Annotated in this window: 18 protein-coding genes; 8 read left to right on the forward strand and 10 right to left on the reverse strand. The window is 70.0% G+C overall.

Annotation, left to right across the window (positions count from 1 at the left end; all coding sequences use genetic code 11):
* Positions 1–99 precede the first annotated feature (99 nt).
* The gene (locus tag ACFV57_RS38025) at positions 100–1,092 is read right to left on the reverse strand and encodes an aldo/keto reductase (protein WP_385242273.1); all 993 of its coding nucleotides are present in this window, start codon (positions 1,090–1,092) and stop codon (positions 100–102) included.
* A gap of 466 nt (positions 1,093–1,558) precedes the next feature.
* Positions 1,559–1,975: a winged helix-turn-helix transcriptional regulator gene (locus ACFV57_RS38030; protein WP_385242276.1), complete on the reverse strand. Its 417-nt coding sequence runs from the start codon at positions 1,973–1,975 to the stop codon at positions 1,559–1,561.
* 89 nt (positions 1,976–2,064) lie between these two features.
* On the opposite strand from ACFV57_RS38030, the gene ACFV57_RS38035 reads away from it, so the two are divergent.
* From ACFV57_RS38035 to ACFV57_RS38050, 4 genes are all read left to right on the forward strand, one after another.
* Complete coding sequence (locus ACFV57_RS38035; protein ID WP_385242279.1) at positions 2,065–2,889, forward strand: polysaccharide deacetylase family protein; 825 nt, start codon at positions 2,065–2,067, stop codon at positions 2,887–2,889.
* Positions 2,886–3,812 (forward strand): NmrA family NAD(P)-binding protein, encoded by a 927-nt coding sequence (locus ACFV57_RS38040; protein WP_385242282.1) that lies wholly within the window; start codon positions 2,886–2,888, stop codon positions 3,810–3,812. The genes ACFV57_RS38035 and ACFV57_RS38040 overlap by 4 nt, the downstream gene beginning before the upstream one ends.
* A 200-nt stretch (positions 3,813–4,012) precedes the next feature.
* Entirely contained in the window at positions 4,013–5,293 is a 1,281-nt protein-coding gene (locus ACFV57_RS38045) for a hypothetical protein (RefSeq protein ID WP_385242285.1), read from the forward strand.
* Between the two features lie 187 nt (positions 5,294–5,480).
* Complete coding sequence (locus tag ACFV57_RS38050; protein ID WP_385242288.1) at positions 5,481–6,398, forward strand: hypothetical protein; 918 nt, start codon at positions 5,481–5,483, stop codon at positions 6,396–6,398.
* A gap of 112 nt (positions 6,399–6,510) precedes the next feature.
* On the opposite strand, the gene ACFV57_RS38055 is transcribed toward ACFV57_RS38050, so the two are convergent.
* The 3 genes from ACFV57_RS38055 to ACFV57_RS38065 form a co-directional block, all read right to left on the reverse strand.
* A complete protein-coding gene (locus tag ACFV57_RS38055) occupies positions 6,511–7,482 on the reverse strand; it encodes a phosphotransferase family protein (protein ID WP_385242291.1) in 972 nt (323 codons plus the stop codon).
* Between the two features lie 75 nt (positions 7,483–7,557).
* Positions 7,558–7,698: a hypothetical protein gene (locus ACFV57_RS38060; RefSeq protein WP_385242294.1), complete on the reverse strand. Its 141-nt coding sequence runs from the start codon at positions 7,696–7,698 to the stop codon at positions 7,558–7,560.
* Positions 7,695–8,159 (reverse strand): MarR family winged helix-turn-helix transcriptional regulator, encoded by a 465-nt coding sequence (locus ACFV57_RS38065; RefSeq protein ID WP_385242297.1) that lies wholly within the window; start codon positions 8,157–8,159, stop codon positions 7,695–7,697. Before ACFV57_RS38065 ends, ACFV57_RS38060 begins: the two co-directional genes overlap by 4 nt.
* A gap of 76 nt (positions 8,160–8,235) precedes the next feature.
* Here ACFV57_RS38065 and ACFV57_RS38070 point away from each other — a divergent pair, with 76 nt between their 5' ends.
* On the forward strand, positions 8,236–9,096 hold the full coding sequence (locus tag ACFV57_RS38070) for an NAD-dependent epimerase/dehydratase family protein (RefSeq protein WP_385242300.1): 861 nt from the start codon (positions 8,236–8,238) through the stop codon (positions 9,094–9,096).
* Between the two features lie 111 nt (positions 9,097–9,207).
* On the opposite strand, the gene ACFV57_RS38075 is transcribed toward ACFV57_RS38070, so the two are convergent.
* On the reverse strand, positions 9,208–11,514 hold the full coding sequence (locus tag ACFV57_RS38075; RefSeq protein ID WP_385242303.1) for an NHL repeat-containing protein: 2,307 nt from the start codon (positions 11,512–11,514) through the stop codon (positions 9,208–9,210).
* Positions 11,515–11,629: 115 nt separating this feature from the next.
* Entirely contained in the window at positions 11,630–12,799 is a 1,170-nt protein-coding gene (wecB, locus tag ACFV57_RS38080; RefSeq protein WP_385242306.1) for a non-hydrolyzing UDP-N-acetylglucosamine 2-epimerase, read from the reverse strand.
* An 825-nt stretch (positions 12,800–13,624) separates the two neighbouring features.
* Between wecB and ACFV57_RS38085 the strand changes: the two genes are divergently transcribed.
* Positions 13,625–14,998: a glycosyltransferase gene (locus ACFV57_RS38085; protein WP_385242309.1), complete on the forward strand. Its 1,374-nt coding sequence runs from the start codon at positions 13,625–13,627 to the stop codon at positions 14,996–14,998.
* A gap of 194 nt (positions 14,999–15,192) precedes the next feature.
* On the opposite strand, the gene ACFV57_RS38090 is transcribed toward ACFV57_RS38085, so the two are convergent.
* Both ACFV57_RS38090 and ACFV57_RS38095 read right to left on the reverse strand, forming a co-directional pair.
* A complete protein-coding gene (locus tag ACFV57_RS38090; protein ID WP_385242312.1) occupies positions 15,193–16,341 on the reverse strand; it encodes a cytochrome P450 in 1,149 nt (382 codons plus the stop codon).
* 161 nt (positions 16,342–16,502) lie between these two features.
* On the reverse strand, positions 16,503–17,747 hold the full coding sequence (locus ACFV57_RS38095; protein ID WP_385242315.1) for a PucR family transcriptional regulator: 1,245 nt from the start codon (positions 17,745–17,747) through the stop codon (positions 16,503–16,505).
* A 372-nt stretch (positions 17,748–18,119) separates the two neighbouring features.
* Here ACFV57_RS38095 and ACFV57_RS38100 point away from each other — a divergent pair, with 372 nt between their 5' ends.
* On the forward strand, positions 18,120–18,968 hold the full coding sequence (locus ACFV57_RS38100; protein ID WP_385242318.1) for a DUF4394 domain-containing protein: 849 nt from the start codon (positions 18,120–18,122) through the stop codon (positions 18,966–18,968).
* A gap of 91 nt (positions 18,969–19,059) precedes the next feature.
* Here the strand turns inward: ACFV57_RS38100 and ACFV57_RS38105 are convergent, their stop codons facing one another.
* Complete coding sequence (locus ACFV57_RS38105) at positions 19,060–19,410, reverse strand: STAS domain-containing protein (RefSeq protein ID WP_385242320.1); 351 nt, start codon at positions 19,408–19,410, stop codon at positions 19,060–19,062.
* Between the two features lie 479 nt (positions 19,411–19,889).
* On the opposite strand from ACFV57_RS38105, the gene ACFV57_RS38110 reads away from it, so the two are divergent.
* Positions 19,890–20,153: a hypothetical protein gene (locus ACFV57_RS38110; RefSeq protein ID WP_385242322.1), complete on the forward strand. Its 264-nt coding sequence runs from the start codon at positions 19,890–19,892 to the stop codon at positions 20,151–20,153.
* The last annotated feature ends 84 nt before the right edge of the window (positions 20,154–20,237 follow it).

Raw genomic sequence — 20,237 nt, forward strand, 5'->3', positions numbered from 1 at the left:
GTGGAACCGTCTCCGAGACGGTTCCACGAACGGCAGCGTGGGGACCTCCTGCCCGCCATCGGCGCGGTGGCCTGCGATTTCAGGAGTCAGAGCAGGCTTTCAGCGGCCGAACCGTGACTGCAACTGCTCAGGGAGACGTTCGCCCTGGATCCGGATGTCGGCCGCGGCCTCTTCGATCCGGTGCAGGTCGCCGGTTGTCAGCTCGACGTCGAGTGCGCCCAGGTTCTCTTCCAGGCGGTGCGGCTTGGTGGTGCCGGGGATCGGCACGAACCACGGCTTCTGCGCCAGCACCCAGGCGAGGGCGATCTGGGCCGGCGTGGCTCCTTTGTCGTCGGCGATCTGCCGCAGCAGATCGACCAGCACCTGGCTGGCCTGCCGTGCTTCGGGGCTGAAGCGCGGAAGCAGGCGGCGGAGGTCGTCGTCGGCCAGCGACGTGCCGGAATCGATTTTTCCGGTCAAAAATCCTTTGCCGAGCGGGCTGTAGGGCACCAGGCCGATGCTCAGTTCCTCCAGGGTCGGGATGATTTCGGATTCGTGCTCGCGCATCCAGAGCGAGTACTCGCTTTGCAGTGCCGTTACCGGCTGCACGGCGTGGGCGCGACGAATCGTCGCGGCACCGGCCTCGGACAAGCCGAAGTGCTTTACCTTGCCTTCGGCGATCAGCTCCTTGACCGTGCCGGCCACGTCTTCAATGGGCACGTCGGGGTCGACGCGGTGTTGGTAAAGCAGGTCGATGCTTTCGGTTTGAAGGCGCTTCAGCGAGGCCTCGGTCACTCGGCGGATCTGCTCGGGTCTGCTGTCGACCCCGGACATCGGGGTCGGCCCGTGCTCACCGTGCTTGATTCCGAACTTGGTGGCGATCACCACCTGGTCGCGGACCGGTGCCAGCGCCCGACCGACCAGGTCCTCATTGGTGAACGGGCCGTAGACTTCGGCGGTGTCGAAGAAAGTCACGCCGTGGTCAACGGCCGCCCGCAGCAGCTTCGTCATCTCGGCTGTGTCCTGCGGCTGACCGTAGAAGAAACTCATGCCCATGCAGCCGAGCCCGAGAGCCGAGACTTCGAGGCCCTGTCCTAGTGTGCGTTGTTGCATCAGAGATGCTCCTGGGATAGCGATCGCCCGGCTCCCGCTTATTTCGTGTTCAGCCGGGAGTCGGCAGAGAAGTCGGGCAGCCTTCCGGGGCGCCGGCGAGACCCTGGTGATACAGGCATGCCCTCAACGCTATGGCCTTGAAGTGCACTCCAAGCAAGCAGAACAGGGGAGAGGGTGTTTTCTCCCGTTGTTTCACCCCGAATCAGCCTGTCACGCAACGATCGGCATCGGCTCTCCGTGGTTTCGTGCCGACTTTGTGATGGGCGGGGCGGCTGTATGCCTCGCCGGTCGCGAGGACGCGGCCCACGTCGTGACGGGCGGGGCGCGCCGTATCCGGCGTCCAGCACGACCAGGACGTGCGGGTCGCCCGGCTTCCCCTGGCCGGACTCGACGTGCGGCCCGTCTGACTGCACCTGAAACGGCAAGCTCAGGCCGTGTCGCTCAACTGCGGGGTCTCAAGAACCTGTCATTTCCTCTGGGCGGAGACCGACGAGCTTGAGGACTCCGCCGCGATGGGCACCGGCCCCGCTGGGCCCGAAGTGCGGGACTCCTGGAATTCCGCGACGGCCGCGCCGTGCTCGTGGGCCCACTCGGTCAGTACGGCGATCGGCTCCACCAGCGTCCGGCCCAAGTCCGTCAGGACATACTGCACCTTCCCGGCATCGACGTGGCGGTCGACCAGGCCGTACCCCTGCAACCGCCGCAGCGTCTGGGTCAGCACCTTCCGGGAGATTCCGCCGATCAGGCCGACCAGTTCGCCGTGCCTGCACGGTTTCCGGCTCAACGCGAACAGCACGACCACCGCCCACTTGTCGGCGATGATCTCGACCGCCAGCCGAGCCGGGCAGTCGGCGAGGAAGACGCTGCCGGAGTACCCACGCATGCCCCGACCGTAGCCCGCCGCCAGGAACCTGGAGGTACCTGCCCCCTCACTAGCGTCCACGGCGGAAGCTGTCGAGCAGGGAGAACGACATGAGGGCAGAAACCGACTGGCCGGGCGGGCGGAAGGTCGCCGCGCTGGTCACCGTCGCACTGGAGCTGTGGTCACCAGGGCACTGGCCCGCCTACGCGCCGATGGCCGCGGCGTGGCCGTTGCCCGGCATCGACGACACGCACAGCGCCTCCTGGGCGGACTACGGCGTCACCACCGGCATCTGGCGGCTGCTCGACGTCCTCGGTGACCTGCCCGCCACCGTCGGCGTCAACGGACTGGTGGCCGAGCGGCACCCCGAGACCGTCATGGCTGTGCACGAGGCGGGTCACGAGATCGCCGCACCCTCCTGGGCCCAGGACGTGGTGCCCGCGCTGCTCGGTGTCGATGCCGAGCGGGCCGATATCCGCCGCTGCACCGACATCCTTCGCCGAGTCACCGGCGTCCGCCCGACGGGGTGGATGAGCCCACGAGCCACCGGTTCGAGGCACACGGTCGGCCTCCTCGCCGAGGCCGGCTACCGCTGGACCGGCGATCACGGCGACCACGACCTCCCGCAGCTCCTGTCCACCGCTCACGGCCCCGTGGTCTCCCTCATGCACAGCGACCACTCCGACGTCCGCGACGCCGCGGCCGGCCCGTACGCCTACCGCGACCTGCACCGTGAGCTACTGGACCAGCTGCTCGCCGCCCCCGGCCCGGGCGTCTTCCGCCTGACCGTCCACGCCCACGTCGCAGGCCGACCGCCCCTGGCGGGGATGGTCGGCCAGATCCTCGACCACGTCCGTGAGTCCGGCGACGTCTGGGTCGCCACCCACGCCCAGGTGGCCGAACACGTCCTGACACACCAGGGAAGAACGCCATGACCCACGTCCTCGTCGTCGGCGGCACCGGAGCCATGGGCCGCCACGTGGTCCAGCACCTGTTGGCCACCACCGGCGCCACCGTCACCGTGTCCACCCGTCACCCGGAGTCCGCCCACGCCACCCAAATCGCCGCCACCGCGCCCGACCGCGTGCGGCTGGTCCGCTCCGACCCGGCGGCTTTCGAGGCCCTGATGGGGCAGGCCGACCGGGTGTTCGCCAACACCGACTTCTTCGCGACGGGCAGCGCCGTGGGCGAGTACCGGCAAGGGCTGCACTTGCCGGCCGCCGCGGAGCGGGCCGGCGTGGAGCGTTTCATCTGGTCCTCGTTGGACAGCGCGGTGTCCCTGACCGGCCACCCCGTCCCGCACTTTGACAGCAAGGCCGCCGTCGCCGCCCATATCGGTCTGATGCGGTCGGAGGAAATGCTCCGCAAGGAGACCGTCGGCTGGTACACGGGGCACGTCTCGGTACTGACCACGGCGCCGTACTTCGAGAATCTGCGGGACCGGCTCACCCCTCGACCGGACGGCCGGGGCGGCCTGACGTTCAGGCTCCCCCTCGGCGCCGCCCGCTACCCGCTCGTCGCCCTCGACGACATCGCCTGGTTCGCCTGCCACATGTTCGACAACTGGCAGTCCTGGGGCGCCCGCGACCTCGCGGTGATCGGCGACAGCCTCACCGGCAACGAGATCGCCGCTGCCTTCACTCGCGTCACGGGCACCCCCAGCGCCTACATCCCGATGCCGCACGACGACCTGCGCGCCGCCGTCCCCGACTTCGGCCACGACTACGCGGCGATGTTCCAGTTCTTCGCCGACCGTGATCTCTACGCACGGGACCGGGACATCACCCTCCTGCGCCGTCTGCACCCCGACTTGATGACCTTCGAGGACTGGCTGCGCCACACCGGATGGACGGGATGACCACCCACCACGTCAAGCCCGGACGCGGGCCCGGCCGGCCGGATCCCGATCGCGGTGGACCGGTCCGGCGTCCGTGCGCGCCAGGCACGGAATGAGCCACTCTATGATGATTTTTGGCCAGTTCCAGGCTCTCGCCACCACCCCCGTGGCCGCTACGTTCACCCCTTGTCCGAACACACAACCAGGGGGAAAGGGCAACGATGCGCCTCATAGGACCCGTCAGCCGCATCGGCAGATCACTCATGGCGGTGACCGCTACGGCGACCGCCTGCGCGGTCCCCGCCATGGGCCTTGCCGCCTCGCCGGCTGCCGCAGCACCCGCCGCCGTGACGGCGCAGACGCCCGCGCCCGGCGACACCTGTACGGCGGCCGACCTCGGCACACGCCACCCGTACATCAAGACCACCGAAGTGTCCCCGACGATCACCCACTTCAAGGGCTGGTACGTCACCGAGGGCACCACCGGCAAGCACTCCGTCACCACCAGCACCCAGACGACCATCACGGTCTCCGTCGGTCTCGAGGAGAAGATCGAGGGCGGTTTCGGCACCGAGGCCCTCGGCAAGGCCGGCGCGAGCCTGGGCCTGAACGTAAAGCTCGAATACACCTCCACCAGCACCGAGTCGAACACGGTCGAGTGGAACTTCGGCCAGCCCGGCTACTACGGCGTCTACAAGGGCACCAAGAAGGTCACCGGTACGTACGCAAGCCTCAACTGCAACCGCGTCCAGCAGGGCGGCGGTTGGGCGTTGAAGTGGATCGAGGGGCCCGACGGCGGCAACTTCACCACCTACACCACCCTTGAGGAAGGCGCGGTGCGCTGTCAGGACAAGGTGCCCGCCGGCAGCATCATGGCCAAGGCGCAAACCCTCCTCGACTGCGGCTCGGCCGTCGCGAAGGCCGAGCACCCGGCGGGTGCGGTGGCGCCGACGGCGAAGCAGGAGCGGGACCGCCTCGCACAGCGCCCGGCTCCCGCCGGCGGCACGTCCGCCGAACAGCCCAGGGCCACCGGGCGCGGCGCGCGGGCCGCTCTCGACTGCAAGCCCGAGGTCTACAAGATCGCCGTACCCGGCAAGCCCCTGTCCTGGGGCGCGCCGGTCCTGGCGGACGACGGTGTGCGCCTGCGACCCTCGTCGATCTTCAGTGCCCACCTGGACAACTGGCGCCTGTGCAACGTGACGGAGCGCAACGGGGTCCTTGAGGCATCCCTGTGGAACTGGGGCAACGGCGGGTGCGCGACCATCGCCGGGCAGAACGCGGCCACCGAACGGGCGGTCCTGCAGACGGCCACCTGCACGGAGGACGACCTCCAGCGGTTCTACATCTACCGCGACGTACCCGGCAGCTCGAAGATCGGTGTGCAGAACAAGTACACCGGCTCCATGATGGGCCACGACCGGTACGCGGACGGGGAGTTCATACGCCAGTACTCCAGCGGCAGGCAGGACGGTACGGGTACGTACAGCCTGATCGGAGTCTGACGGCCCACGCGGTGGTTCATTGACGGTGCGCGAGTTCGCCGGTTCGACCAACAGGCGAACTCGCGCAGTGTCGCCCCGCTCCGCACCTGCCTGAGCTTGAGATTGCCTGCACGAGCCGTCGGGGGCGTCGTTCACCCCGTTCCGTCTGAAGCCGGAGCCGGGCGCGGTACCGGGCCCCGCCGGTGACATGAAGGTCACCGTTACGAGCGCCAACGCCCCCACCGTCCGGCACACCACCCACATCGTCATGGGGGCGCCAGTCCTGACAGCCCGTCAGGACAAGCCGCTGACGGGTGTGGAACCCGGTTCCGAGTTGCGGGTGACGCCCGCCTTCGGCAACAAGGGCGACACCGCGATCGGCGACAGCTTCATCGTCGAGCTGTGGACGGAGGAGGCGACGCTGCGCAGGCAGTACAGCAACTGCCGCTACGACAAGGCCGTATCGCCCACCAGGGCACAGTGTGAGCTGCCCGGCCCGCTGCCGGTCGGGGCGGCATACGAGACCGACGGGCCGCTGACGGCCGTGGTCGATGAGACGGCGATGTACGGCAAGGTCTACACCACCGTGCTCCGGGCGCACGACCCCCTCAACAACACCCTGCTGCCCGCCTCGGCGCCGCGCGGGACCGGAGGTCCGCTGGGCGTGCGACCCGTTGACGGCAGCGGGGACGATTTCATCCCGTCCGGGTATGGGAAGGCGGAGATGGCCGGCGGCGAACTGTCCTTCAGCACGAACCAGATCAACGACGTGCAGGCCATCGGGTTCACCATCAAGGGCAAGGTCGGCAAGGTGTTCGACACGCAGGTGCCCTATCCGCGGAACTACGACGGCGGCGTGCTCCGGCTGAAGCTGCCCGAAGGCGTCACCCTGGTACCGGTGAAGCCCGAGAACCACCCGAGCGAAGTCTCCTACTGCGAATACGCCGATCAGGAACATGGCTTGGCCCACTGCTCCGGACGTCTGGACGGCGGCGCGTGGCTGCGGGCCCGTATCGACAAACGCGTCCCGGGCGCCCAGGGCGGCATCTCCGCTTCTTCGGATCCGGAGATCGACCCCAACCAGGAGAACAACACCGCGCCGGTGAAGGTGGAATACCTCGACTGAACCCCGGCGACTGAAGTCGGAAGTCCGCGGCCACAGGCCCAGGCCTGGCTGCCGTACGGGCTGTCTGCGGGGCGGTAGCCACGCACCTCGCCCGCCGCTCCCTACGGAGTGGTTATGACGGGCGCCCGTCCCCGGCGCTGAACACGGCGTTGCGGCGTAGCTGTTCCGCGCACCACCGGAAGTGGCCGTCGCTGTCGTCCAGGCCGAAGAGGTCGTAGGTGGTGAGGGCGTACGCGGCCTGACAGGCGGCGAGGGCCGACGGCGCGTACCCGAGTTCGTGGGCGAAGAGCCTGGTGAGTTCCGCGGCGTGTTCCTCGGCGTGCGGACCGTACATGTCCCAGGCGGCAGCAGTGACGGCGGCCTCGAAGGCCGGGTCGCCCGCTGTCGTGTAGAAGCCGAAGTCGAGCACCGCGACCGGCCTGCCGGCCGCGTCGATGTGGATGTTGGGCGGGACGAGGTCGCCGTGGATCGCTGTCACCGGGGCGTCGGGGAGCGAGCGCAGCGCCTTTTGTGTGCGTTCGACGCCCGCTTCGAAGTCCGGCACGCAGGCGGCCAGGGCGGCACCATGTCGGGCTGTGGCCCTGGCGACCAGGGCCGCGAGCGCGTTACGGAAGCAGTCGTGCCCGCGCCACAGCGGACGGTCGTCGCCCTGGACGGTCAACTGGCGCATGGCGTCGGTGCCGGGTACGGACGCCAGGCCACGCAGAACGGCGAGTAGCGCATCCGTTTGCCGGGTGGGCAGCTCGCGCTCATAGTCCGCGTGTGCGGAGTCGGCCCGCATCGGGGCTCCGGGCAGCTCGCGCTCGTACGTCACCAGGACGCCGTCGTAGTCCTCGGCGTCGAAGATCTCCGGGGTGGAGAACGGCAGGGAATGCCGCGCGATGTCCGCGTACACCTGGCGGGTGAGGTCGAAGTCGGTCGAAGGCCGACCGCTCCACACCTTGGCGACCCGGCCTTCGCCCAGTCTGTAGACAACGCCCTCGACACCGGCGCCGATACGGCGGACACCCGTGTGCCCGCGTCCGGCGAAGTGCGCAAGCCATGGGTCGGAGTGCGGGGCTTCCTTGTTCGGGACGTCCTCCATCCTCGTATTAGACCAGTCGCAGCCTTAGCCGCAGTCGCACCGGCCTCATCGGGGCTTCCAGGTGCAGGTGGCCGGTCATGACGAGGGCGATGCTGCGATCCCGTTGGTCAGCGCCGCTTGAACGATGCGGACGGCCTCGTCGGTGTCGATGCCGACACCGGCGATGACGGTGTCGCTCCTGCGCAGCCGTTCCGTCCCTGCCTGAGCGGATTTCACTCCGCGAGGGCGCGCTCGCGGCGTTGGTGGACGGTCTGTGCCAGCGGAGTGTCGTGCAGACAGGCTTCCAGCAGTGCCGCGGTGGGGGCCAGGTCGTGGTCGGCCAGCCGGTCGCGCAGCCAGGTGCGGAAGTCCTCCTTGCGGTCACGGGCGGCTCGGGCGAGTTCGTGGCCGCGCGGGGTGCAGGAGATCTCGATGCGTCGCCGGTCGTCGGCGGCGGGTTCGCGTCGCAGGAATCCCGAGGCGACCAGCCGGTCGACCAGGCGGCTGGGGTGGCCGCCTTCGGCGATCAGAAGGGTGCCCAGTTCCCCCAGGGACAGCGGGCCGTAGCGGTCGGTCAGCTGCAGCGCCTCGGCCTGGCTCGTGGTGATTCCGAGCGGCCGGAGCAGGTCGTTGAGCCGGCGGTCCGACTCGCGGGTGACGGCCTTGAGCAGCAGGCCGAACTCCTCGATGGCATCCATGCCGCCATTGTAAGTGCTGTGCGAATATATGCTGTGCGTTATATTCGCACAGCACACACTTTGCGAGGAGACCGTCATGCCCCACCCCATCCGTACGATCGCCGTGACCGGCGCGAACAGCCGCACCGGACGGCAACTCCTGCCCCGCCTCGCCGGACCGGGCGTACGCGTCGTCGCGCTCGTCCGCACGGCACAGGATCTGCCCGCCGACGAGGTCGTGGAGGACTGGACGAACGCGCCGCGAGCCGTCGAGGTCCTCCGGGAGGCTTCTGCCGTCGTCCACCTCAGCGGGGTTTTCGCCGCCTCCGACTGGGACAGCTACCGCGACGGCACCGTCGCCACCACCCGCAGGGTCGTCGAGGCGATGAACCCGGCGGCCCGGCTCGTCTGCCTGTCCTACGTCGAAGCGGACCCTGCGGGCGACAACTGGTACATCAAGTCCAAGGGCCAGGCCGAGGAGCTCGTCTCCACCGTCGCGGACAGCGTGATCTTCCGCATCGACGCGCTCGCGGGCGGACGCGACGACCCCGCCCCGTTCGAGCTGATGTACCGCCAGGCCGCCCCGGGCGTTCCCGTGCGGGTCATCGGTGACGGAACGCAGCGCTTTCGCCCCGTGTATTCCGCCGACGCCGTGGAAGCACTCGTCAAGGCCGCGGGCGGTGACGGCAGGCCCGGCACCTACGACCTGGTCGGCCCCGGTGAGTTCCTGGCCGCCGACCTCCCCGGGCTGATCAACGGTCGGCCCGTACCCGTCGAGTACGTGTCCGCCGGGCAGGCCACAGCCGTTTCCAAGGTGCCCCACACCCTCGCCGACCTGCTCGCCAATCACGCGGTGCCGCCCGGCTCCGAAGCGGTGGCCCACGCCTTCGGCCTGTCCCTGACGTGCCTTGAGACGACCTGGCCGATCGGCACCTCCGGCGACGCCCCGGCCCGGTGACCACCGGAGCGTGCCGTTGCTCCGGCCCGGGGCGGCCCTGGACCGGAGCAACGGCCGTTCACCTTCCACGGCGCGGACGCCGCATGCCGGAAGGGGAGGCGCCGAGGACGGTTACAGCACCCGTGCGCTCAGCGGTACGGGTGTCAGGCGGCCGATGGACGCCTGACCGTCGTCGGACTGCGTGCCCGGCCGGGCGTCCGGGAGGGCACGGATGCCGAGGGTGTAGATCAGCGCGGTCTTGTCCGTGGCGCCGGTGTTCAGGTGCGGGTTGGAGGACACGACCAGCGTCTTGCCGCCGTCCTCCAGCTTGGTTTCCAGGTTCCCGGTGACGTACGGCTGGACGTAGTAGTAGCCGTACGACGCGCCGCCGGTGAAGGCGAAGCCGGTGGGGGCGGTGAAGCGCTGCTCGACGGTTCCGGGGTTGACCGCCTGGTTGCCCAGTGAGCGGATCTCCAGGTTGAACGTGGTGGTCTGGCCCGGCGCCGCGGCGGGGACCGATTCCTGCACCACGCGCAGCGCGGTCTCGTTCTGCGCGCTGCCGGTGATCTTGCCGGACAGCTGGACGGGGGTATGCCGGCCGACGCTGGCCGAACCGTTGTCGTACCTGCCGGGCGCGGCATCGACCCGCGCCTGCACCGGGATGGTGTAGATCACCGAACCGGTGTCGCTGGTGGTGGTGTTGAGGTGCGGGTTGGCCGTGATGACCAGCGTCCGGCCGCCGTCCTCTACGCGGTGGGTGAGGTTCCCGGCGATCACACCGTGAATGGTCTCGTAGTACGCGTAGGTGGGGTGACCGGTGAAGACGAAGCCGGTCGGCGCGGTGAAGCGCTGGACGACGGTGCCGGGGTTGACCGGCTGCCCGGCGGGCGCGGTGTACTTCACGTTGAAGGCGGTGTACTGGCCCGGCCCGGCCTCGGGGACGGTGTCCTGGAAGATCGTCAGTGCCGTTTCGTCCGCCACCGGCTCGGGCACGACGACCGTGACGGGCAGCGTATACGTGTTGTCCTTCAGGTTGAGGTCGCCGCCGTACTGGATCTCCAGGGTCGAGGTGTACGTGCCCGGCGGGGTGCCCTCGGGCGCGCTGACCCGGAACACGCCGTCCAGCACCCCCTGGTGGGGCGACAACTGCTGTCCGGTGAAGGTGCGGGCGAGGCGGCGTCCGGAGGAGCCGGGGCCGCCGGACAGACCGTCGGCCAACGTCAGTACGACGGTCACGTACTGCCCGTCGGCCGGGTTGGGGCCGCGGCTGCGTACCCGGGCGCCGAGGTCGAACTCCTGACCGCGCTGTACCCGGTACGGGCTGACGACCTCGCCGTACAGATCCGCGGTCGGCGGGGGCGGCGGGGTCATCTGGGCGACGGCCGTGACACCGCGGATACGGTGGTTGTTGCAGTCGGTGATGTACAGGTTGCCGGACCGGTCCAGGGCCACCGAGTAGGGGTAGAAGAGGCGGGTGCCGGCCGCGGGTCCGCCGTCGTCCACGTATCCGGCGGTGCCGTTGCCCGCCACGGTGGTGATGGTGCCGTCCGAAGTCACCTTGCGGATGCGGTGGTTGTGCCCGTCGCCGATGTACAGGCTGCCGGCCTCGTCCAGTGCCAGGCCCCAGGGGTAGTGGAGCCGGGTTCCGATCGCCGGTCCGCCGTCGGAGACGTAGCCCGCGGTGCCGTTGCCCGCGACGGTGGTGATGATGCCGTTCGGGGTGACCTTGCGGACCCGGTGGTTGTACCGGTCGGCGATGTACAGGTTCCCGTCGCCGTCCACCACCAGCCCCATGGGGTGGTAGAGCCGGGTCGAGATGGCCGGTCCGCCGTCGGAGACGTAGCCGGCCTCGCCGTTGCCCGCGACGGTGGTGATGTTGCCGTTGGGGGTGACCTTGCGGATGCGGTGGTTGTGGTGGTCGGCGATGTACAGGTTGCCGCTGCGGTCCACGGTCAGGGCGTGCGGGTAGTGGAGCCGGGTGGCGATGGCCGGTCCGCCGTCGGAGATGTAGCCGGCCTCGCCGTTGCCCGCGACGGTGGTGATGACGCCGTTCGGGGTGACCTTGCGGATGCGGTGGTTGTTGGTGTCCGCGATGAAGAGGTTGCCCGAGTCGTCCACCGCCACGTCCGCGGGGTAGTGGAGCCGGGTGGCGACCGCCGGTCCGCCGTCGGATACGTAACCCGCGTTGCCGTCGCCCGCGACGGTGGTGATGATCCCGTTCGGGGTGACCTTGCGGACCCGGTGGTTGTACCGGTCGGCGATGAAGAGGTTGCCGTTCTTGTCGACGGTCACCCCCTGCGGGTAGTGGATGCGGGTCAGCGCGCCCGGTCCGCCGTCGGAGATGAACCCGGCCACGCCGTTTCCTGCGACCGTGGCGATGGCGCCTTCCGCCAGGCCCGCGGGCTGCGGGCCGGTTCCGGCGCTGGCTGCGGTTGTCATGATGCCGCTCCTGTCTGGGTCGGAAAATGTGCCCGGTCAGCGGTGGGGGAGTCGCCTGGATCGGTGGTGCGGGAGCCGCCCGCCGCCGAGGCGGGAAGGGGCGATTCGGTGGTCATCATGGCTCTTCGGGCAGCTCGGAGGGCTTCGGCCGCTTGCCGAGCAGCCAGCCGCAGGCGTCCGCGCAGCGCCGGGCCGCCCGCCCGTCGCCGTACGGATTCCGCGGCGGGAAGGGCCGCTCGGCATCGCCCGACAACGCGCCTTCACGGGCGAATTCCTTTTCCGCCGCCGCCACGATCTCCGACTCCTGGGTACCGACCAGCCGGGCGAGGCCGAAATCGATTCCCTCGGTGCGCTCGGTGTTGTCCCGGGTCACCAGAACGGGGAGCCCGAAGGCGGCCGCTTCTTCCTGAATACCGCCCGAATCCGTGATGGCCAGTACGGAGCGGGCGAGCAGCCGGGCGAAGGTGTCGTACGGAATGGGGCCGGGCAGATGCACATTGGGGCGGCCGCGCAGACAATCCTCGATCGCGTTACGGACCAAGGGATTCATGTGCGCCGCCACCACGAAGCCGACTTCCGGATATTGCCGGCTGAGGGTCGCCACCGCCGCCCCGATGCGCCGGATCGGAGCGCCCCAGTTCTCTCTGCGGTGTGCGGTCACCAGAACCAACGGAGCGGAAGTGCGTTCGATTCGGTGCAGTGTCGGATCGCGCTGCACGGACGGGCGGCGGCTCGCGGAGAAGACCGCGTCGATCACGGTGTTGCCGGTCACCACGATCCGCCCGGCCGGTACCCCCTGCGCGCGGAGATTTCGCCGGGCGGCACGGGTGGGCGCCAAGTGGAGGTCGCTCACCTCGGCGATCATGCGGCGGTGGGCCTCCTCGGGGAACGGACTGCGCAGATCGCCGGAGCGCAGCCCCGCTTCCACGTGCACCACGGGGATGGCCGAGAAGAATCCGGCCATGGCCCCGGCCAGGGCGGACGAGGTGTCGCCCTGCACCACGACCGCCTGGGCCGCGGGCGTGCTGAGCCCCTTGCCGAGGCCGCTCAGCAGCCCGGCCGTCAGCTCGGACACCGAGTGCGCGCCCGGTGGCAGGGTCAGCTCGACCTGTGCGCGCAGCCCGAAACAGGCCAGGGTCTCGTGGACCACCGGGCCGTGCTGCCCGGTGGTGACGAGGACCGGCCGCGCCCAGCGCTTTCGCTGCAACTCGTGAATGACAGGAGCGAGTTTGATGGCCTCGGGGCGGGTGCCCACGACTATCGCAATGCGCTGTCGGTCGCTCAACGCGCTATGGTCCCCGTCCGTCGTACGGAAGAACTGCCGCTCGCCCTGACGGCGTTGCGAAGGAATCGCCGGCGCACCGGATCACCACCTGTCGCATAGCAGTACGCAAGATCAAGCAAATGACGCGGAAGCTGGAACGGAAGCCGAAAGGGCCCCGGCCGCGCAAGCCCTGGAGAGCGGCCCGCCGACGAAGTTAACTCCGGTGTCCGGGTCGTGCAACGGCCCGGCTCCGACGGGAATGGCCGGATCCGGGCAGCGTTCACAGCAGGCGGGCGGAAACGTCCTGGTGCACTCGCCGAACAGGAAAATCCGTTTCTCGTGGGGTCGGCGCGAAACCGCCTCCGGCTTCCGCATTCCCGCCGCATGGGGGTCTGGCCAACAGCCGGTTTCTCGGCGAGAGTGGTCGGGCCCCGTCCCGTGCGCATTTCCCGCTCCCGCCTGCCCGGAGGTACCGCCGCGCCATGTACCTGGGATTCACCTGGCCACTCGTCGGCGGTATGGCGGCGGCCAGGGCGGGGGCAGGGGCGGCGCCCGGACGCGGCGCCCTGCTCGCGGCGCTCGGCGCGGTGGCACTGCCGGCGGGCTTTGTCCTGGGACGGGAGGTGCAGCGCCGGCTGACCGGAACGAGGCGTCCGCTGCCGGCTCCCGGGGCTGGAGACCCCCACCCGTCCGTTCCCGGCCCAGCTGTCCCCGGCCCCTCCGTACCCCACCCGCCCGTACCCCATCCGCCCGTACCCCGCCCGTCCGGGCCCGGCCGCAGCCTCCCGGCGCCCATCGCCCTCGCCGCACCGTCACGGACGGGCCAGGAAAGCGAGGACGCCCACCGTGAAACGCGCCCTTCTCCGAGCTGTTGACGCCATCGGCTACACCGTCATCGGCATGTCCGCCGGCTACCTCGCCGTCGCCATGGGCGCCGGCCTCCTCGAACTGCGCCGCCAGAAAGCCGCGTTACGCGTCCAGGGCGACACCGCCTACGGGAGCCCGCACCTCGGCCGCCGCGACCGACGCCACGTATATGTCCTCGTCCCCTGCCTCGACGAGGAATCGGTGATCGGTACCACCGTCACCGGGCTGCTCGGGCCCCGTACCACCGTCGTGGTCATCGACGACGGATCGGACGACGCCACCGGCGAGGTCGCCGAACAGGCGGGGGCCCGGGCCCGGGCGGCAGGACGGGAAGGCGAGGTGACCGTTGTGCGCCGCGAGCCCCCAGACGCCCGCCAGGGCAAGGGCGAGGCACTCAACCACGGCATCCGGCTGATCCGTGACCGGGTCGCGATCCGGGGCCAGGACCCCGCCGAGACGATCGTCTGTGTCATGGACGCCGACGGCCGCCTGTCGGACCGCGCGCTGACCCACATCCTGCCGCTCTTCGACGACCGCCGGGTCGGCGGCGTCCAACTGGGGGTACGCATCCGCAACCGCCACGGCAACTTCCTGACCTGGTTCCAGGACTACCAGTTCTGGGCGATGGCCGCCGTCACCCAGTTCGGCCGCAACCTCACCTCGACCGTCAGTCTCGGCGGAAACGGCCAGTTCACCCGCCTGTCGGCGCTGGACGGCCTGGGCGAGCGGCCCTGGTCCCAGTCGCTGACCGAGGACCTGGACCTGGCCATCAGCCTGGCCGTACGGGGCTGGCGCCTGCGCACCACCGCCCACGCCTCCGTCGACCAGCAGGGGGTGAGCGACCTTCGGCGCCTCATCCGCCAGCGCACCCGCTGGTACCAGGGTCACATGACGTCCATATCGCGGATGGGAGAGATCTGGCGGGCGCCCCGTATGCGGCACCTGGCCGCCCTGGAGATGTTCGCCTACCTCCTCGTCCCCTGGGTGCTCGACCTGCCCTGGTCGCTGCTCTTCCAGTACTGCCTGATCTGGTTCCTGCGCAGCCCCAACGTTCTGGTCCTGCGCGGCAGAAGGGCCTCGGCCCTCAACGCCACCTGGCTGAAGTGGCCGGTCAACCTCGCCGCCTGGTACCTCCTCGCCTTCGCCCCCGCCCTGGCCACCTCCTTCACCTACCTTCGCCGCGACAGGCAGGTCGGCCCGGCCCGGGCGCTCCTCCTGGGCCACTCCTTCGTCGTCATGAACTACCTCTCGTTCCTGTGCGCCTGGCGCGCCCTCTTCCGCATGCTCCGCGGCCGTACCGGGTGGACCAAGACCACCCGCGAGTCCGAGTCCGGGGCACCGGCAGCAGCCTGATACGGGTGCCGGACGGCTCCCGCACACGCGAGCGCGCCGGCCCGGAGGCAGGGGACAGGCAGCTGGCCCGCGCGCCATTGGCCATGGCGCGCGGGCCACCAGGGTGGACCGGTACTGCTAGAGCCAGACGTCCGGCTCCCAGTAACTGGCGGGCTTGTTCCGGATGATGCGTCGGATGGCAGCGAGCATGTCATTCACCTCCCTTCGTGAGCGCGGGCTTCGCTGGGGGCTTTGAGGGTGCGGTGCAGGGCGAAGGGGCGGGGGAGGACGGAGCCGGACACCAGGGGGCGGGCATCGCCGCCGCTGACGGTCAGGCGGGCGTCCTGTGCCAGGGCGGTGACCGTCTCGGTGATCAGGCTGTGGGCGACGGCCGCGCCGGCACAGGTGAAAGGGCCGGTGCTGAAGGGGAGATAGGGGCCTTGCCGTTCTGTTCCGTTCCAGCGTTCGGGCCGGAACATCTCGGGGCGGTCCCAGCGGTGCGTGTCGTGGTGCAGCAGGTAGGGGCTGACCGACAGGATCGTGCCCGCCGCGAACGGCAGGCCGCCGAATTCGAGGGGGTGGGGGGCGGGGCGGCCGACCATCCAGACGAACGGACGGTGGCGTGCGGCCTCGCGCACCAGCCATTCGGCGGGCCACGGCCAGGGCGGGCCGGGCGGGTGGTGGAGGCAGGCCAGCAGGACCGTCCATGCCACCGCGTAGCCGATGTTGCCGACGATGGACTGGAAGAGCAGCACGTACAGGTTTGCCACGGTGCGGTCGGTGAGTTCCTCGGGACAGGCTCCGATCACGGCGTCCAGCACATCCTGCGGCCCACCCTGTTCGGAGCCTCCCGCCCGGCGGCCGCGGACGTGTTCGATGATCGCGGCCAGCAGTCCGGGGCGCAGCAGTTCCGCCCGTGCCCGTTGTCGCATGGACGGCTGGCGGGCGGTCAGGCCGGCCGCCACAGCCTGTGCCAGCTGCCGCCGCAGTGCCGGCGGGGCACCGGGGTGCAGCAGTACGTCCGCCGTGCACCGGTACACCAGCAGTGGCCCCGCTTCGGGCCACCGGCTGACCGGGCCCAGCCCGGCCGCTGCCTCGGTCACGCACCGGCGGTAGGCGGGCAGCTGGGACCGCAGCAGGTTCCGGACGGCGCGGCCGAGGGCGATCTGGTTGGCTCGTGAGGGCAGCATGTCGCCGAAGAAGGTGGATATGCCGCTGTGGAAGGCCGGGTCGCGCAGGACCGTGAGCGCCTGCTCGGTGTCCCGCACACACCAGGCGCCCCAGGGGAGCCGGAACACCTCGGCCGGGCTCCGGCGTGCGCAGACTTCGAGGTATTCCAGCGGATCACGGCGGAATCGGCGCATCTCCCTCACGCTCACCCCACGCGCCCTTCCGGAGGACCGTCAGCCGGTTCGTCCAATTCGGCAGCAATATCGGGGGTTTGCCCATCGACGGCCTTCCTCAGTGCCGAGGGGATGGCACGCCACCCGTAAAGGTGAACACGGCGGACGCGCGCCCGATGGGTTCAGCGCCAGGCTCCCGACAGGCGCCGGGTGACGACCGCGCTGAGCGTGCGTACGCCCCGCGTCGAGCCGGGGGCGATGCCGGTGAGTTCCCTTACCCGGCGCAGGCGGTAGTCCAGGGTGCGGGTGTGGACGTTGAGGGCGGTGGCCGTGGCGCCGCGGTGCATGTCGTGGCGGTAGTACGCGTCGAGGGTGACGAGGAGGTCCGGGCCGGATTCCAGGCGTCTGGCCACGTCGCGCAGCCACATGTCGACGAACGGCACGTCCGCTACGGCGAGTTCGGCGAACACGTCGGCCAGGGTGTGCGGCCGGAGGCGGGCGGACGCCCGGCGCAGCGGGGCGGCCCGGCTGATCCGACGCGCCCGGCCGAGGGCGTCGGCCAGTTCGGACAGCGGTGCGGTGGCGGTGCCGGCGGCGCAGGGACGGCCGAGGGCCCGGGCGAAGTCCCGTACGAGCTCGGACAGGCAGTCGGGGACGAGGTCGGGCGAGAGGTCGAGAGTGGCGTGCGGCGGTACGGGTTCCGCTTCCGCCGCGCCGGAAAGCAGCGGAATCAGGGCAATCAGCTCACCGCTTCCGTCTCCGTCTTCCGGGCCCCACATGACAGGCGTCCGGTGGTTCTTCACCAGCGTCTCGATCTCGTTTTCCAGGAAACGATCGCCGACGGGGCGTTCCGGAATCCGGATCACCGTCACTGCCCAGTAATCCGGCAGTTCCATGCCGACGGCCGAGGCGAGTTCCGCCGATATGGGATCTCCGTTCAGCAGCGCCCGGGTCAACAGGGTGATCTGCTCGACATACGGCAACCGGCGGCGCAGTACCCGTACGAATCCCTGGCAGTAGGCGGCGATGCCGCGTTCGCCCTGCGGGGCGAACCAGTTCATCATGCGCATGATTTCCTCGGCGCCGCCGTCGCGCTGGATCTCGGTCGCCTCGTTGATCTCGCGCAGCATGAGCGCGGTGTGCAGCCACAGGATGCGCCGCCGTGCGCCGAGCGGCATTCCCGCCCCGGCCCGCAGTTCCCCCATCGACGCGATGTAGGCGAGATCGTCGCCGGTCAACGCGCTGCTGTCCGGCGACAGGTCGATGGTGCGGCGCCGGAGCCACAGCGCGTGCTCCAGCGTCTCGGCCCGTGCCCGGGAGTCGTTGTCCAGGAAGCCGAATTCCGGGATCTCGCGTGTGTACGTCTCGACCTCCCGGCGGGCGTTGGCTGTCGCCTGCCGGGCCAGTTCGACGAAGAGGCTCCCCACGCACGCGAGCATGTCATTCCGGACGAACCGGCCGACAGGCGAGAACTGGTCGGCATTCATCACTGCGCACAAAACGGTGGCAAGTGTATCGGCCGGGCTTTTGTCACACTGCGCAAACTTCCCGGAGCGGGACGCTCCCGTCGCCTGTTCCGCTTGTGGAGGAGCCGTGAAGTGGCCTTAATGAGAACCGCGTACACGCCCGTGGGGGACATCGCGGCAGTCGTTCCGGGCCCGACTCCGGCATGGCCGCGGCATGATTCTCCGGTAACCAGTACGGGCGAACGTACGGGAATCTCCAGCCAGGCGCCGCACCATGGCGCTCGCCCAAACCGGAGGGATGCTCCGATGAAAGCTGGTACGAGAAAGAGAATCATGGCGGCGGTCGCGGTCCTGACCACGTCGGCGTCGCTCATGCTCGGCACGCCGGGCACCGGTTCGGCCGCGCCCGCCGCCACCCCCGGCCTGCGCGCGTTCGGGATCAGCGGCGACGGCACCCTGATGGCCACGTTCACGACCGACCGGCCCAACGTCCTCGACTGGGTGCGGGCCGTCACCGGCCTCAGCGGCGACACGGCCCTGATCGGGATCGACTTCCGCGTGCAGAACGGCCTGCTGTACGGCGTCGGCAACAAGGGCGGCATCTACACGATCAAGACCCCGCCGGCCACCACGGACGCCGAGGTCACCAAGGTGTCCCAGCTTCAGTACGCGTTGCACGGCACGACGTTCGGCGTCGACTTCAACCCGGCGGCCGACCGGCTCCGGGTGATCAGCGACACCGGCCAGAACCTGCGGCACAACCTGGGTGACCACTCGACCATCCAGGACCAGAACCTCACCACCCCGCCGATCGAGGGCACGACCAAGGGCGTCACCGCCGCCGCGTACACGAACAACGACCTCAACGCGGCCACCGGGACCACCCTGGTCGACATCAACACGACCAGCGACCAGGTCGTCCTCCAGTCCCCGGCCAACAGCGGCACGCTCGTCCCGACCGGCAGCCTCGGCATCAACGCCGGACTCAACGCCGGCCTGGACATCTACAGCACCCTGTCCGGCGGGAAGACCGTCGCCAACGCAGCCTTCGCCTCCCTCACCCCGAACGGCGCCGGCACCCCGTCGCTCTACAGCATCGACATCCTCACCGGCCAGGCCACCTCCATCGCCCAGTTCCCGCTGAACATCACGGACCTGGCCATCACCCTCACCGGCTCCTGATCCCGTCGGCCACGTCCGCGCCGCGGCCCGACCACCACCGGACCGCGGCGCGCCACCGCAAGCAGGGCGGCGCGGCCCTGGCCGAACAGCCTCATCGGCGCAGGAACTGCCACAGGCTGTTGCGGGCGATGGCCTGGGCGACCGGCCAGCTCACCGATGTGAGCCCGAGGTGCCCGCCGGCGGTGAGGACCGCGTGCTGCAGGCCGAGAATCGTGTACAGGCTGGCGTTGTCGCACCAGGAGATGCGTGACAGGTCCAGGCGCATACGGCGGTCACCGGCTTCGAGGAGTGCCACGGTGGTGTCGCACAGGAGGTTCACCGTCCGCACGTCGAGTTCTCCGGTGAGGTGGAGAACGGTGGGGCCCGCGGGGTCCGGCAGCGGTTCGACGAGCAGCCGGGAGTCGGGCGGCTCGGCCCGGCGGCTGAAGAGCTCCCGGGACATGGCGTACCCCCTCGTTCCACGGGCAGGAGTGGGTGGTGGCGCGGGCAGCGGACTCCGCTGCTCCGGTACGGCAGCACTCGCACCGAGGGCGATCAGGTGCGTGACCGGGGCGTTCCCGCGTGCGGAGAGGGGACATCAGGGACTCCCAGTGGCGTCGTCACGGCTCAGCAGTTTGTGCATCGCCGACCAGACTTCCCGGCACACCGCACGCCAGAGGGAAGGCGTGTTGTCGGCAGCGTATCCGCCGCCGCGTTACCTGGCTCGGGCACTGGTCTTTCGGTGCAGGGCCTTCATGGGGCCTCCGTACGGCAGGCACACCGGTGGCCTGTCCGTCGGCAATGTGGGGGATGTGGGGAGACGAAGGGGGCGCCAGATCGGCCGGGCGGGCCGCGCGGGTACAGGCTGGGAGCATGGCGTGTGCCGCAGTACGGGGCGCGCCGGGGGGCGTGCCGGTCGGTCCCGGAGGGGATATCTACGACATGACGCAGCACCGCGACCCCGAGGCCGGCCTGGACGATACGGGCGAACGGCCACTGGAGGAGGTCATCGGCGAGCAGGTCGCCTTGTTGACGGAGGCTGCCCTGCGTGCCCGTAGCTGCCTGCAAGTCGACGACCTGCGCGGCGCGTTCGCGGCCACCTGCGCTGCTCAGACGGCGGGCGCACTGGCCGCCGAGGTGCTGGTCGCCGCGCTGACTCGCAAACGGTCGGTGACCCGCGGATGCTTGGAGCCGGACCACAGGTGAACGGCACGGCCGCTGGCCCACGACGTGCGGATGCACCGGCAGCGGCCAGGTGACCGAGGGGTGGTTGATGCGCAGGTAGTGCCG

The sequence above is a fragment of the Streptomyces sp. NPDC059788 genome, from assembly GCF_042732265.1.
GTDB lineage: Bacteria > Actinomycetota > Actinomycetes > Streptomycetales > Streptomycetaceae > Streptomyces.